The organism is Gammaproteobacteria bacterium (assembly GCA_016195665.1).
In the GTDB taxonomy this organism is placed as follows: Bacteria; Pseudomonadota; Gammaproteobacteria; order SURF-13; family SURF-13; genus JACPZD01.
This window is the reverse complement of the sequence record JACPZD010000001.1, coordinates 1-13,886: the sequence shown is the minus strand read 5'-3', so window position 1 is coordinate 13,886 and position 13,886 is coordinate 1. Positions and strand designations below refer to the sequence as shown.

12 protein-coding genes and 1 rRNA gene are annotated in these 13,886 nt (G+C 59.5%); 8 read left to right on the top strand and 5 right to left on the bottom strand.

Annotated elements, in window-relative coordinates:
• Positions 1 to 71: 71 nt before the first annotated feature.
• A complete protein-coding gene (locus tag HY028_00065) occupies positions 72 to 965 on the bottom strand; it encodes an aldose 1-epimerase family protein (protein MBI3343275.1) in 894 nt (297 codons plus the stop codon).
• Between the two features lie 62 nt (positions 966 to 1,027).
• On the opposite strand from HY028_00065, the gene HY028_00060 reads away from it, so the two are divergent.
• Complete coding sequence (locus tag HY028_00060; protein MBI3343274.1) at positions 1,028 to 1,552, top strand: MOSC domain-containing protein; 525 nt, start codon at positions 1,028 to 1,030, stop codon at positions 1,550 to 1,552.
• On the opposite strand, the gene HY028_00055 is transcribed toward HY028_00060, so the two are convergent.
• Positions 1,535 to 2,164 (bottom strand): arylesterase, encoded by a 630-nt coding sequence (locus tag HY028_00055; GenBank protein MBI3343273.1) that lies wholly within the window; start codon positions 2,162 to 2,164, stop codon positions 1,535 to 1,537. The genes HY028_00060 and HY028_00055 overlap by 18 nt on opposite strands.
• A 56-nt stretch (positions 2,165 to 2,220) precedes the next feature.
• Here HY028_00055 and HY028_00050 point away from each other — a divergent pair, with 56 nt between their 5' ends.
• A complete protein-coding gene (locus tag HY028_00050) occupies positions 2,221 to 2,835 on the top strand; it encodes an ATP-binding cassette domain-containing protein (protein ID MBI3343272.1) in 615 nt (204 codons plus the stop codon).
• Positions 2,836 to 2,840: 5 nt separating this feature from the next.
• Positions 2,841 to 5,321 (top strand): FtsX-like permease family protein, encoded by a 2,481-nt coding sequence (locus HY028_00045; protein MBI3343271.1) that lies wholly within the window; start codon positions 2,841 to 2,843, stop codon positions 5,319 to 5,321.
• 146 nt (positions 5,322 to 5,467) lie between these two features.
• On the opposite strand, the gene HY028_00040 is transcribed toward HY028_00045, so the two are convergent.
• Positions 5,468 to 6,085: a lytic transglycosylase domain-containing protein gene (locus tag HY028_00040; GenBank protein MBI3343270.1), complete on the bottom strand. Its 618-nt coding sequence runs from the start codon at positions 6,083 to 6,085 to the stop codon at positions 5,468 to 5,470.
• Positions 6,086 to 6,201: 116 nt separating this feature from the next.
• On the opposite strand from HY028_00040, the gene HY028_00035 reads away from it, so the two are divergent.
• The 3 genes from HY028_00035 to HY028_00025 all read left to right on the top strand — a co-directional run bounded on the left by HY028_00035 (position 6,202) and on the right by HY028_00025 (position 8,965).
• Complete coding sequence (locus HY028_00035; protein ID MBI3343269.1) at positions 6,202 to 7,245, top strand: N-acetyl-gamma-glutamyl-phosphate reductase; 1,044 nt, start codon at positions 6,202 to 6,204, stop codon at positions 7,243 to 7,245.
• Between the two features lie 113 nt (positions 7,246 to 7,358).
• Positions 7,359 to 7,724, top strand: coding sequence for an iron-sulfur cluster insertion protein ErpA (gene erpA / locus HY028_00030; GenBank protein MBI3343268.1), 366 nt, complete (start codon positions 7,359 to 7,361; stop codon positions 7,722 to 7,724).
• A gap of 80 nt (positions 7,725 to 7,804) precedes the next feature.
• Positions 7,805 to 8,965, top strand: a complete 1,161-nt coding sequence (locus tag HY028_00025) for a citrate synthase (protein ID MBI3343267.1) — start codon at positions 7,805 to 7,807, stop codon at positions 8,963 to 8,965.
• Between the two features lie 137 nt (positions 8,966 to 9,102).
• Here the strand turns inward: HY028_00025 and HY028_00020 are convergent, their stop codons facing one another.
• Positions 9,103 to 10,224, bottom strand: a complete 1,122-nt coding sequence (locus HY028_00020) for an anhydro-N-acetylmuramic acid kinase (GenBank protein MBI3343266.1) — start codon at positions 10,222 to 10,224, stop codon at positions 9,103 to 9,105.
• 55 nt (positions 10,225 to 10,279) lie between these two features.
• Positions 10,280 to 11,692: a peptidoglycan DD-metalloendopeptidase family protein gene (locus HY028_00015; GenBank protein MBI3343265.1), complete on the bottom strand. Its 1,413-nt coding sequence runs from the start codon at positions 11,690 to 11,692 to the stop codon at positions 10,280 to 10,282.
• 199 nt (positions 11,693 to 11,891) lie between these two features.
• Between HY028_00015 and HY028_00010 the strand changes: the two genes are divergently transcribed.
• Together HY028_00010 and HY028_00005 are read left to right on the top strand one after the other, a co-directional pair.
• Positions 11,892 to 13,091 (top strand): tyrosine--tRNA ligase, encoded by a 1,200-nt coding sequence (locus tag HY028_00010; GenBank protein MBI3343264.1) that lies wholly within the window; start codon positions 11,892 to 11,894, stop codon positions 13,089 to 13,091.
• 314 nt (positions 13,092 to 13,405) lie between these two features.
• Positions 13,406 to 13,886, top strand: a 16S ribosomal RNA gene (locus HY028_00005); the annotation flags it as partial.

Below are 13,886 nucleotides of genomic sequence, written 5' to 3'. Positions count from 1 at the left end.
GCTACCGCGCGGACTCCGACAAAACATCCGGTCCTACGGCTACGCGGGGGGCGTCGCACACCGCTCGTCCGCTATCGCCTCCTCGCTTCCTGTTCTCCTTCAATGACCGCTATCGTGTATTGCCATGTGCGTTCAGACTGGGGGGCGACGTCAACCACCCCCGGCTTGTCGCGGAACTCACCGTCGAAGTCTCCCGGCGTCGCATGCCCCTGCCAAGGCTCAATGCAGACAAATCCAGCGCCGGGTTTGGTCCAGATGCCGAGATGTGGAAAGTCAGGAAATTTGACCTGAATCTTGGGCGCGCCCGGTGCTGTGCAGGTGAGCGCGCGGCTGTTCAGTTTATCGAAGATCACTACATCATCCACGAACAGATCGTCCGCGAGATGTAGTACGCGATTTTTCACCGGCGTGGGATAGGTCTCTGTTTTCAACAAGCCGCCCGCCACACGGCGGATGGCCGCGGGTTCGTCGCGCTCGAAGGTCATGCTGTGCGCGGTACGCTCGATGCCGGGCTTGAGCGGCCAGCTAAACGCCGGATGGGTGCCGACACTGGCCAGCAGTTCAGTATTCGCCGGATTGCGCAGCGCATAGCTAATGGTCAGGGTATTGCCTTCCAGCGCATGGGTAATGCGCAGCTCGAAGGCAAACGGGTAGCGGACGCGGGTTTGTTCAGAGTCGGTGAGCAGATGCGTGCAATGGCGATCCGATTTATTTTCGCAGATAAATTCCAGATCGCGGGCGAAGCCGTGTTGAGTTAGAGTGTAGGCCTTGCCCTTATGGCGCAGGGTATCATTGGGCAAACGTCCAACGATGGGAAACAGGTGTGGCGCATGGCGTGGCCATACCCTGGGATCGGCCTGCCACAACAGTTCCAGGCCGTCGGTCAGTTTGAGCGATTGCAGTTCAGCGCCCTGGTCGGCGACCTTTACAGATAAAGCGGGCGAGCGCAGGATATGATGAGTCACAGTGTTCCCCTTGAGTTCAAAGTACCTAACCTTGCCAATCGCTGCACATTCTGTCAAGACGCATGCGGAATTTCTCTGAATTGCTGAACGTCTACCCGCAAATCGGCCGTGTCGAGTGGATAGGCCTGAGACCCGCTCACCGCGGGCCGCTCGTCGCCGTGTCGTCGGCGAAGCTGGAAAGAGCGTCGGGCCTGTCCGGTGATCATTACTCCAAACAGGGCGGCAATCGCCAAGTCACCCTGATCCAATTTGAACACCTGGCCGTCATTGGTGCGCTGTGCGGCTGCGAGACGGTGCAACCCGAATTATTACGCCGCAACCTGGTGATCTCGGGCATCAATCTCCTGGCGCTCAAGACTCAGCAGTTTTATATCGGCGACGCACTCCTGGAGGGAACAGGTTTGTGCGAACCGTGCAGCCGCATGGAGGATACTCTCGGTGCGGGAGGCCATCACGCGATGCGCGGCCACGGGGGTATCACGGCGCGAGTATTGCGCGATGGCGAGATACGCTTGGGCGATGTCGTAGGGCTGGCCGCGCCGGAACAATACGGCCTGCAACTCCACGAATCAACGCCGTTCGGTTAGCATCGGTTTCAGTACGGGCCAGACATTCTCCAGCACTTTGGGTTGCGCCACGGCGCGCGGATGTAGCCCATCCTGCTGCATCAATTCCGGGTTGCCGGCCACGCCTTCTAACAAAAAGGGCGCCAGCGGTACGCGGTAACGCTTGGCGAGGCTGGAATAGATCTCGTGGAACTTTCGCGTGTAATCGGGGCCATAGTTGGGAGGCAGGCGTAGCCCGACGAGCAGCACCCGCGCCTTGCGGCTCAGGATTTGTTCGATGATGGCAGCCAGATTTTTTTGGGTCTCCTCGAGCGAGAGGCCGCGCAAACCATCGTTAGCGCCCAGCTCGACGATCACAATCTCCGGTTGATGTTTATCGAGTGCGCGCGAGAGACGGGCAAGCCCTCCGCTGGTGGTGTCCCCGCTGATGCTGGCATTGATGACTTGATAACGTGGCGCGGTTAGCTGTAAACGGCGTTGTAACAGATTCACCCAACCGGCGTTTTGCTCGATGCCGTAGGCCGCGCTTAAACTGTCGCCAAACACCAGAATCGTTGCATTGCCGGCGTTGGTCGCCGCGGGCAATACAAGAGCAAAGACAAAAAGGAAATAGTGTAGTGCCAGACGTTTCATCGCCGCCCATTGTGCAGACAGAAGGCCTGGGGAAGCAAGTCGCCGGCCCTGAGGGCATGCTCGTTATACTGGAAGATATCAATCTCCAGGTGGCGGTAGGAGAAGCGGTGGCCATCCTCGGCGCCTCCGGATCGGGCAAGACCACGCTGCTCGGCCTGCTTGCGGGGCTCGATACGCCTACCGCTGGACGAGTGACGCTCAACGGACGCGATCTTTTCGCGCTGGACGAAGACGGCCGCGCCGAGTTGCGAGGCCGGTTGACGGGCTTCGTCTTTCAAGCCTTTCAGTTATTACCCAGCCTCACCGCGCTGGAGAACGTCATGCTGCCCCTCGAACTTGCCGGTCGCGGCCGTGAGGCGCGCATCGCGGCAAGCGAGGTGCTGGCGCGCGTTGACCTCTCTCATCGCCTGCATCACTATCCGAAACAACTCTCCGGCGGCGAACAGCAGCGGGTTGCCATCGCCCGCGCATTTGCGCCTAGGCCCAAGTTATTATTCGCCGACGAACCGACCGGAAATCTCGATCAGGCGACCGGCGAGCGCATTATCAATCTGCTGTTTGATCTCAATCGAGAGCAGGGCTCGACACTGATCCTGGTCACCCACGATGAGGCGCTTGCGCAACGCTGCCACCGGCGTCTCAAACTCGAGGCGGGGAGACTCGTCGCGTGAGGCAAATATTCTTGTTTTCGTTCCGCTTGCTGCGCCGGGAATGGCGGGCGGGGGAGCTGCGCGTGTTGGGTCTTGCGCTGGTCATTGCGGTGGCGAGCATCAGCGCCGTCGGTTTCGCCACAGACCGCGTGGAGCTGGCCCTTCAGTATCAGGCCAATGAACTGCTGGGCGCTGATTTGCTGATCGTCTCGGATCATCCCGTCGATCATCAATTCAGACAGCTTGCCGATGAATATAAATTGCGCAGCGCCGAGACCACGAGCTTCGTGAGCATGTTGCTGGCTGGCGATAAAAACCAGCTTGCCGAGGTCAAGGCGGTGAGCGCGGGTTATCCGCTGCGCGGCCAACTGCGGATTGCTGAACAACAGTTCGGCCCGGAGGCGCCGGTCACCGGCATTCCGGCGCCCGGTACGGCATGGGGGGATAGCAGGCTGCTCTCGCAACTTGCGGTCAAGCCCGGCGACACGATCAAGCTGGGCGAATCTCAATTAAAAATCAGCGCGCTGCTGGTTCACGAACCCGACCGGGGCGGCGATTTGTTCAGCATCGCGCCGCGCCTGCTGATGAATCTCCACGATGTCCCGGCGACCAAGCTCATACAAACCGGCAGCCGGGTGCGCTATCGTCTGTTACTGTCCGGCGAGGTGGACGGCATAACCCGCTATCGCGAAAGAATAAGTCCTAGCCTCGCTCCCGGAGAGAAATTGGAAGGGGTTAGTGACGCACGGCCCGAGGTACGCGCGGCGTTGGAGCGCGCCAAGCGCTTTTTGGGCCTGGCGGCGCTGGTCAGCGTGTTGCTGGCGGGCGCGGCCATCGCCACCGCTGCGCGCCGTTTCAGTCAGCGCCACTTGGACGCCTGCGCACTATTGCGCTGCCTCGGCGCGCGTCAGTCATTCATTACCTGGATCTATTTGACCCAACTCCTCACCCTGGGCCTGGTCGCCGGCAGTGTAGGGTGTGCCGCAGGGTACGCCGCGCACAGCGCGCTGACCGATCTGTTAGGCGGCATAGTTGCCGCGGAATTGCCGCCGCCGTCCTGGCGTCCCGTGGGATTCGGCCTGCTGACAGGGATGGTCGCACTGTTGGGTTTCGCCGCGCCGCCGTTGCTGGCATTAAAAAACGTCCCCACCCTCCGTGTGCTGCGTCGTGAAATCGGCCTGCCTGTCCGCGGTGCGTCGGTATATGGCATCGGGTGGGTCGTGTTCGCGGCGCTCATGGTGTGGCAGGCGGGCGACGTGAAGCTGGGTCTCTATCTCGTGCTGGGCACCGTCGCCACGCTCGCGTTCCTGGGCGCCGTGGCCTGGCTGCTGGTGCGGCTGCTTGGCCAACTGCGGGAGAGGGTGGGCGTGGCATGGCGCTTCGGCCTCGCCAACATCGCCCGGCGTCCTGCAAACAGCGTGACGCAAATCCTCGCCTTCGGCATCGGCCTGATGGCCTTGCTGCTGCTTACCCTAGTGCGCGCGGATCTGCTGGCGAGCTGGCAGGGGAGTTTGCCGCGCGATGCGCCCAATCGTTTCATTATCAACATTCAACCGGAACAGCTCTCCGCATTGCGCAGGTTTTTTGCGGACGAAGGCATGCCTGCAATCCAACTTTACCCGATGGTGCGGGGGCGGCTCGTGAAGATCAATGACAAGGCCATCTCCCCAAACGATTATCAGGATCAACGCGCGGCAAGTTTGGTCGAGCGTGAATTCAATTTATCCTCGATCGAGGCGTTGCCCGATGACAATCAAATCACTTCCGGACGCTGGTGGCGGCCTGATGATAGTGGGAAAAATCTTTACTCGGTGGAACAGGGCATCGCCGAAACCCTGGGCATCAAGTTGGGCGATCGCCTCACTTACCTCATCGCCGGGGAAGAGTTTGCCGGCAAGGTGGCGAGTCTGCGCAAGGTGGATTGGGACAGCTTTCGCGTCAACTTTTTCGTTATCGCAACGCCCGGTTCTTTGAGTCCGTATCCGACCAGCTATATCACCAGCTTTTATTTGTCCGCGGAGCGCTATGAGGTATTGAACAGGCTGGTCAAAACCTTCCCCAATATTACCGTGATTGATGTCGCCGCGATCATGGCGCAGGTGCGCAATATCATCGAGCGGGTCACGCTTGCCGTGGAGTACGTTTTCGCTTTTACCCTGCTGGCGGGCCTGACGGTCTTGTATGCCGCGATTCAAGCGACTCAGGACGAACGCCTGCACGATAGCGCCATGCTGCGGACATTGGGCGCCAGCCGCCGCCAGATCGTGTCGGGTCTACTCGCTGAATTTATTACTCTGGGTGTGTTGGCCGGTCTGGTGGCCGCGCTGGCAGCGAGCGTCCTGGGGTACGTGCTGGCGCAGTATGTTTTACACCTGCCCTACATATTCAATCCTGGGGTGTGGCTGATGGGGATCACCGCTGGTGGAATCGGTGTAGGAATCGCCGGCACATTGGGGCTGCTGTCCGTCCTTCGGCATCCACCCTTGCACAGCTTGCGTGAGGCGTGATTACTCAGGAGTCACAAAGTAAGGCAACACTGCTTATGATGTGACTCCTGAGTAAATACCCTGTTTTACCTACCCCCACCCTATCCCGCCCCCTACATAGGGGGCGGGAACGCAGTGGGAAGTGTATCTTACTTACTGACCCGTGATTACTGCGTACTGACTTTAGAGCTGTAGTATGACCCGATGACCTTGGTGACGTAGTTTTGCGTCTCTGCGTAGGGCGGGATCTGGTTGCCGTTATTGATGACCGCATTTTCACCGGCGTTGTAGGCCGCCAGCGCCAGGTGGACGTTATTCTTGAACATCAGCAGCAGATCGCGCAGATAGCGCGTGCCGCCATGCAGATTGGCGGTGGGGTCGGCGATATTCGTGACGCCGTAGCGTTTAGCGGTGTCAGGCATCAGTTGCATCAAGCCCGTCGCCCCCTTGGGAGAAACCGCGTTCGGGTTATAGCCGGACTCCGCCAGGATCAGCGCATGCAGCAACGCCTCATCCACCTTGTAATACTTCGCCATGCCGGCGATCAGCGGGCTGAAGCGCTCGCGGTTGGCGGCTGCGGCCGCCGCGCTCTGTGCTCCATTAATCCGTGTCTTGTAGCGGGGCTCCTTCATGAACACGGTATACCGCGGGTCGTCCGGCACGTTGCTGAAGTGCACCACGTTATTCTCATCCACGAATTTGTAAATATCGGCCTCGGCGGTCGCCCATGCGCAACATAAAGTCACGCCCGCCAACACCGATCGCTTGATACTGTTGTTCTTCATAGTCCTTCAAAATAGCCCAAAATCAAAAAAAGTGCAAAACTCGGGCCGGATTGCGTCCATAAGTAGTTGTATAATAAGCGTGTTGATAATGAATGCTAGAGCGTAAAGGGAACGGCATGGCACAGGATTTAATCAAGGCAGGCATTGTAGGCGGCACCGGGTATACCGGCGTCGAACTGCTGCGCCTGCTCAGTCAACATCCGAACGTTGAACTTACGGTCATCACCTCGCGCGCCGAGGCGGGCACTGCGGTCGCGGACATCTTTCCCAACCTCCGCGGCCACGTCGCGCTGAAATTTTCAGCGCCCGATCCCAAGACGCTCGCGCAGTGTGACGTCGTATTTTTCGCCACCCCCAACGGCACCGCCATGACCCAGGTGCCGGAATTGCTGCACGCGGGCGTGCGGGTCATTGATTTGGCCGCCGACTTCAGACTCAAGGACGCCAGGCTCTGGCAGCATTGGTACGGTATGCCGCACGCCTGTCCTGAGCTCTTGAGCGAGGCCGTGTACGGCCTGCCGGAATTGAACCGCGCGGCCATTAAAACGGCGCGGCTGGTCGCCAACCCAGGCTGCTATCCCACCTCGGTAACGCTCGGTTTATTGCCGCTCGTTGAACAAGGCTTGGTGGACATACAACAGCTCATCGCCGACGCCAAATCCGGCGTCAGCGGGGCCGGCCGCAAGGCGGAAATGAATCTCATGCTCGGCGAGGCGGGTGAGAATTTCAAGGCCTATGCCGTGCCCGGCCATCGCCACTTGCCGGAGATCGTGCAAAGTCTCGCGCAGGCCGCCGGCCAGCCGGTCGCGCTCACCTTCGTGCCGCATCTGGCGCCGATGATACGCGGCATCCATGCAACGCTCTACGCGAAGCTCAAGGACGCCAAGACCGATCTACAGGCGCTTTATGAACGGCGCTACCGTGACGAACCGTTTGTAGACGTGCTTCCCCAAGGCGCCCACCCGGAGACCAAGAGCGTGCGCGGCGCCAACGTCTGCCGCATCGCCGTCCACCGCCCGCAAGGCGGCGACACGGCGGTCGTGCTGTCCGTGATAGACAACCTGGTGAAGGGCGCGGCGGGACAAGCCGTGCAGAACATGAATATCCAGTTCGGGTTGGATGAACGTGCGGGTCTTGGCGGCGCCGCGCTGATGCCTTAACAGCCTGCTGGAAATACGGCTGCAATGCGGCTTTCCGTCTCATTGACGGCCCCCGGTGGAGAGGGGATAATGGTTTTTTACCAGTGAATAGTATCCGGCAGTGGAGATGAATGATGAGCACAACCGCAAACGTATTGTCCAACGAAATGCCGAGCCCGCTGGTCTTTACCGACAGCGCCGCGGCCAAGGTGCGCGAACTGATCGCCGAAGAAGGCAATGACGCCCTCAAACTGCGTGTGTTCATCACCGGCGGCGGCTGCAGCGGCTTCCAGTACGGCTTTACCTTTGACGAAAAGATCAACGAGGACGACACCAAGATCGTCAATCACGATGTCGCCCTGTTGATAGATCCGATGAGCTACCAATACCTGGTCGGCGCCGAGATTGACTACACCGAGGGCGTAGAGGGCGCCCAGTTTGTGATCCGCAACCCCAACGCCACCACCACCTGCGGCTGCGGTTCCTCCTTCTCCGTGTGAAATCGGCCTGCTTTGAGGTTACCCTAAGAAGGAGGCCGAGGCCTCCTTTTAGCTTTTTTAGATAGGTCAGGAATCAAACGATGAGTGCTCACGCACGCGGGCTTGCGGGCGTCCCCGCCACGCAGTCCAGCATTTCCTCCATAGACGGCGAGCAGGGGATACTCGCCTACCGCGGCTACCCGATAGATGTGCTCACCGAGCACAGCCGCTACGAAGAAACCGCGCTGCTGTTGCTGGACGGCGCGCTGCCGGATGCCGCACGGCTCAAGGCGTTCGACACCGAGCTGCGCAACCAGCGTGTGCTCAAGCCCGAAGTGATCGGCATGATGCGCCACCTGCCGCGTAAAGGCCACCCTATGCACATGCTGCAGAGCGTTGTGGCGAGCCTCGGCATGTTCTATCCCGACGAAATATCGCAGCCTGCCAGCGCGCGTTCCTACGCCGATCCGGACTATGTGCGCACCATGTCGGTCAAGATCGCCGCGCGCATGTCGCTGCTGGTCGCCTATTGGGAGCGCCTGCGCCGCGACGAAAAGCTGATCGAGCCGCGCGCCGATCTCGGCTTCGCCGCCAATTTCCTTTATATGTTTACCGGGAAGGAGCCCGAACCGTTCATAGCGCGGCTGATGGATGCCTGCCTCATCCTGCATGCCGAGCACACCATCAACGCTTCGACTTTCGCCGCCATGGTCACCGGCTCGACGCTCGCCAACCCCTACAGCGTGATCTCCGCGGCTATCGGTGCGCTCTCAGGCCCGCTGCACGGCGGCGCCAACCAGCGCGTGCTGCACATGCTGGATGAGATCGGCTCGCCCGCCAAGGTGGAAGGCTGGCTGGATAAAAAACTCAGCCAGAAGGAAATCATCTGGGGCATGGGCCACCGCGAATACAAGGTCAAAGACCCTCGCGCCGTGGTGCTGCATGACCTGATCGAAAAACTGGTACAGCACCGCGGCGGTGAAGTCAGCCATTATTACGCCATAGCCCACGCGCTCGAAGAAGCGGCGAAAGACCGCCTGGCCGCCAAGGGCGTATATCCCAACGTGGATTTCTACTCCGGCATCCTCTACACCGAACTCGGCATCCCCGCCGACCAGTTCACCGCCATCTTCGCCGTCGCCCGCACCGCCGGCTGGCTCGCGCATTGGAGCGAACAGATCGCCGACAACCGCATTTTTAGACCGACGCAGGTCTATACCGGCGAAGCGCTGCGGGAGTATGTGTCTCTTAAAGACAGATAAAAGATACAAGAGAAAAGATACAAGATAAAAACGAGAGCCTTCCCTCTCCCTCTGGGAGAGGGTCAGGGCGGGGGGTAAGCCGTACCCACTCTGTGGGCTGGTTCCTGTTCCGGTGGGCTACGCTTCGCTAACCCACCCTACACTTCTATCTTGCTTGAGTAAATCGCGCCTAACACTACCGCACGCCTCGCGCCGGTGACGCTCGGCAGATTCCCCGGTTTTCCTTCCAGCGTTTGCTTCGCCAGCCAGGCGAAGGCCATCGCCTCGACCCAGTCCGGGCTGATGTCGTATTTCTCAATAGATTCGACTGAACACCGGCTTAAGCGCGCGCGTAAGCGCTGCATCAAATGCACGTTATGCGTGCCGCCGCCGCAGATCAACACTTCTTTAGTTGCGGGAGCATGTTTTTGAATGGCGACAGCAATTGAGGCGGCGGTCAGTTCACACAGTGTCGCTTGCACGTCTTGTGCTGAGACCTTGCTGTAACTTTTCAGCGCGGCATCGAGCCACGCGTTATTGAAATGCTCGCGCCCCGTGCTCTTGGGCGGGGCGAGTGCAAAATAGCTGTCGCTCAAAAGGCCGGCAAGTAATCCCTCGTGCATCTTGCCAGTCGCCGCAAAACGGCCGTCTTCGTCCATGCATTTTCCGAGGTGGCGTTCGGCCCACGCATCGAGCAACACGTTGCCCGGCCCGGTATCAAAACCCGTGACGGGTTGCTTTGCGTCCTTGGGAAGGATAGTGATGTTGGCCATGCCGCCGATGTTGACGATGACGCGATCATGCCCGGAGGAGCGCAACACCGCGTTGTGAAACGCGGGCGCCAGCGGCGCGCCTTGGCCGCCCGCCGCGATGTCCGCGCGGCGGAAATCGGCGATGGTGGTGATGCCGGTGCGTTGTGCGATCAATGCGGGATTGCCGATCTGCAGACTGAACGGATAGGGGCCGGTGGGTTGATGACGGACGGTCTGGCCGTGGCTGCCGATGGCCAGTACCTCAGTGGCGTTAACGCCGGATTTTTTTAACAGCGCAAGCGCGGCCTCGGCAAAGAGTTCGCCCAGCCGCGCATCGAGTTCCGCCATGCGCTCGATCTCGTTCGGGCCGGGGATGCACAGCGCGAGCAGGGCGGCGCGCAGCTCCGCTGTGAGCGGAGTGCGGTGGGTGGCGATGAGCTTGGGTTCGCCGGCGCTGAAATCCACCAGCGCGGCATCCGCCGCGTCCATGCTGGTGCCGGACATCAGCCCGATAAAAAGGCTAGACATGCATTGAAGACTGTAGGGCCGAATTCATTCGGCCAACCTCATCCGGCCAAGGCCGTCACGGCGAGTTGGCGGCGGCTGCGATTCTCGAACCGTTCTTGAACAGATCCATCTGCGCAACCAGGCTGCGCGCCTGCTTGGAAAACTCGGCCTTGTATTTGGGCTGAATCGGCTCAGCCTTGGGTAGCGCGACTTTTAAGGGATCACGGTGCGCGCCGGCAATGCGGAACTCGTAATGCAGGTGCGGGCCGGTGGCGAGGCCGCTGTGCCCCACATAGCCGATCACCTGGTCCTGCTGCACCGGGCTGCCCTGACGAATCCCGCGTGCGAACCCCGACATGTGTCCATAGAGGGTGCTGTACGTGCCGGCGTGTTGCAGGATGAGGGTATTGCCATACCCGCCCTTCACGCCCTTGAACGCCACCTTACCATTACTCGCCGCACGGATCGGCGTGCCGTTGGGCGCGGCGTAATCCACCCCCATGTGAGCGCGCATCCGGTGCAAAATAGGGTGATAGCGGGCCACCGAAAAGCCGGAACTGATCCGGGTGAAGTCCACCGGCGTGCGCAAAAAGGCCTTGCGCATGCTCAGGCCCTCGGGGGTGAAATAACCGGGGCTCCTGTCGCCGTCCTTGAAGCGTAGCGCGCTATAGGTCTTACCCTGATTGGTAAACTCGGCGGAAAGGACGTCGCCATCGCGTAGCCGCTCGCCGTTCATGTAGTGCTCCTCGTAGACCACCGTGAAGCTGTCGCCCTCACGCAGGTCTTGCGCAAAATCTATATCCCAGCCGAAGATCTTGGCCATCTGCAAGGTCAAGGTGTCCTTCATCCCCGCCAACTGAGCGGCCTCGAACAGCGAGCTTTTGATCACGCCCGTGGCATAACGTACCCGCTTCTCTACCTCCTGGCTCATACTGCTGGCCTGAAGCTTGCCTTGCTCGCGGAACACGCGCAGCGATTTCTCCTGCACCTCGTACACCAGCTCTTGAAGCTGCTTGTTATCATCCAGCCGGAGCTTGATATGTTGACCGGGATTGAGGCGGGTCAACGGCTTGGTTACGTCCCCAAGGTCCATGACGTCCTGCACCTGTTGCCCGCTTAGTCCCAGCCGGTTGAACAGAACCGAAAGATTGTCGCCGCGCCCTACCGTAAGGGTCTGCCATGCCTGTTGAGGAGCAATGGATTGCGGTGGAGGTATCTGAGTAGTTTGCGGCGAGGGAGGGAGAGTGAGGGGAAGAGTGACGGTTCCGGTGGCTTTGTTGGCGAGGCCGGGATCGGCCGCTCGCTTGGCCAGTACCGATCCCTCGTCACGGGTCGCCTCGGCCTTACCGGATATCAGTACCAAGAAGCTGCTTATGATGACCAGGCTGGCCAGCAGCACCGCCCAATGCAGGTGTGAAAATGCGGGTTTCTGGGGTTCCGGGAGCATGGGCAACTCTAATAGACGCTTCAGAAAGGTCATGTAGTGCATGGGCAACCCCCTTAATAAAAAACAACCGCTACCATAATCGGATTGGCCGCTCCGGTCAATGCTCTTTACCCAGACTTAATCTACTGCCGTTCTCAAATTTCGTGCCACAATCTTCATTGTTCCGGCGGATTGCTCGGCTGTCAGGCCGGAGAGAGCCCCAAAATATGCTAATCTTGTCGCAAATTTCTAAGGAAACACCATGACATCCGCCGCCGAGACCCTGGAGATCATCAAGCGCGGGGCCCAGGACATATTAGTAGAAAGTGAATTGCGCGAACGCCTCCGGTCAGGCCGGCCTCTGCGCATCAAGGCCGGTTTCGACCCCACCGCGCCCGACCTGCACCTCGGCCACACCGTGCTCATCAACAAACTGCGTCAATTCCAGGACTTGGGTCACGAAGTTCTGTTTCTGATCGGCGACTTCACCGGCATGATAGGTGACCCTACCGGCAAAAACGTGACGCGCAAGCCCTTGTCGCGCGATGAAGTAATCGAAAACGCCCGCACGTATGAACAGCAGATCTTCAAGATACTCGACCCGGAAAAGACCCTGGTCATGTTCAATTCCAGTTGGATGGGCGAGATGTCCGCGGCCGATCTCATCGGCCTCGCCGCCAAACACACCGTCGCCCGCATGCTGGAACGTGACGACTTCCATAAGCGCTACACCGGCGGCCAGCCTATCGCCATCCACGAATTCTTGTATCCCTTGGTGCAGGGCTATGACTCGGTCGCCCTCAAGGCCGATGTCGAACTCGGCGGCACCGATCAGAAATTCAACCTGCTGGTCGGCCGCGAACTGCAAAAGCACTACGGCCAGCCGCCGCAGGTGGTCATCACCATGCCGCTGTTAGTGGGTCTCGACGGCATAAACAAGATGTCCAAGTCGCTCGGCAACGCCATCGGCATCGCCGAGCCGCCCAACGACATGTTCGGTAAGCTCATGTCCGCTTCCGACGAACTGATGTGGAGCTATATTGATCTGCTCTCGTTCGAATCCGGCGCCATGATCGCGCACTGGAAGGAAGAGGCCGCGCAAGGGCGCAACCCGCGTGACATCAAGGTGCAGTTTGCCAAGGAGATCGTCGCGCGCTTTCATAGCCAACAGGCTGCCGACGCAGCCCTCGACGACTTTGAGATGCGCTTTAAGCAGCACGCCATCCCCGATGAAATGCCGGAAGTACAACTCCAGGCAGGCGTCACCCCGCTCCCCATCGCCCAACTGCTCAAACAGGCCGGCCTGACCGCCAGCACCTCCGAGGCCCTCCGCATGATTGAGCAGGGCGGGGTGCGCTTGAATGGCGAGAGGGTGAGTGATAAGACTTTGACACTCTCACCCGGTGAGCCGGTAGTGGTGCAGGTCGGCAAACGTAAATTCGTCCGGGTAACCGTGCGCTGACGAGCCCTATTGACGCCTTCCCAACGCCGCGTATAATGCGCCGCCTGCCCGGGTGAGTTGCCGGGGCGGGTTTAGAAGATGTCCAAGAGGGTAGGAGTTGACGCTGCTCGCCGACTCTGTAATAATGACCCTCTCGCCGAGACTTAAGTCCTCGGTTCGCTCTTTAACAATATAGATCAAGTAATTTGTGTGGGTGCTTGCGTTGATGGTCGGTTTCACCAAAGACTGTCGATGTAAGCAACCTTAGAGTCAATTGAGTTGATTCAAAGGGTCGCTTTTCATCGCAAAAAGATTGGTTGCCTCAAGCAGCCGAGAAGTTTGAACTGAAGAGTTTGATCCTGGCTCAGATTGAACGCTGGCGGCATGCCTAACACATGCAAGTCGAACGCGAAAGGGGGGCAACCCCCGAGTAGAGTGGCGGACGGGTGAGTAATACGTAGGAATCTACCCAGTAGTGGGGGACAACTTAGGGAAACTTAAGCTAATACCGCATACGCACTACGGTGGAAAGCAGGGGATCGCAAGACCTTGCGCTATTGGATGAGCCTACGTCCGATTAGCTTGTTGGTAGGGTAACGGCCTACCAAGGCGACGATCGGTAGCTGGTTTGAGAGAACGACCAGCCACACTGGGACTGAGACACGGCCCAGACTCCTACGGGAGGCAGCAGTGGGGAATATTGGACAATGGGGGCAACCCTGATCCAGCAATGCCGCGTGTGTGAAGAAGGCCTGCGGGTTGTAAAGCACTTTCGGCGGGGAGGAAAAGCTCAAGGCTAATATCCTTGAGTCTTGA

Excerpts from the sequence above, each read along its gene's own strand:
- HY028_00010 (MBI3343264.1), top strand. The coding sequence starts at position 11,892 with ATGACATCCGCCGCCGAGACCCTGGAGATCATCAAGCGCGGGGCCCAG.
- HY028_00020 (MBI3343266.1), bottom strand. The coding sequence starts at position 10,224 with ATGTCTAGCCTTTTTATCGGGCTGATGTCCGGCACCAGCATGGACGCG.
- HY028_00050 (MBI3343272.1), top strand. The coding sequence starts at position 2,221 with ATGCTCGTTATACTGGAAGATATCAATCTCCAGGTGGCGGTAGGAGAA.
- HY028_00015 (MBI3343265.1), bottom strand. The coding sequence starts at position 11,692 with ATGCACTACATGACCTTTCTGAAGCGTCTATTAGAGTTGCCCATGCTC.
- HY028_00040 (MBI3343270.1), bottom strand. The coding sequence starts at position 6,085 with ATGAAGAACAACAGTATCAAGCGATCGGTGTTGGCGGGCGTGACTTTA.
- erpA (MBI3343268.1), top strand. The coding sequence starts at position 7,359 with ATGAGCACAACCGCAAACGTATTGTCCAACGAAATGCCGAGCCCGCTG.
- HY028_00035 (MBI3343269.1), top strand. The coding sequence starts at position 6,202 with ATGGCACAGGATTTAATCAAGGCAGGCATTGTAGGCGGCACCGGGTAT.
- HY028_00025 (MBI3343267.1), top strand. The coding sequence starts at position 7,805 with ATGAGTGCTCACGCACGCGGGCTTGCGGGCGTCCCCGCCACGCAGTCC.
- HY028_00055 (MBI3343273.1), bottom strand. The coding sequence starts at position 2,164 with ATGAAACGTCTGGCACTACACTATTTCCTTTTTGTCTTTGCTCTTGTA.
- HY028_00060 (MBI3343274.1), top strand. The coding sequence starts at position 1,028 with ATGCGGAATTTCTCTGAATTGCTGAACGTCTACCCGCAAATCGGCCGT.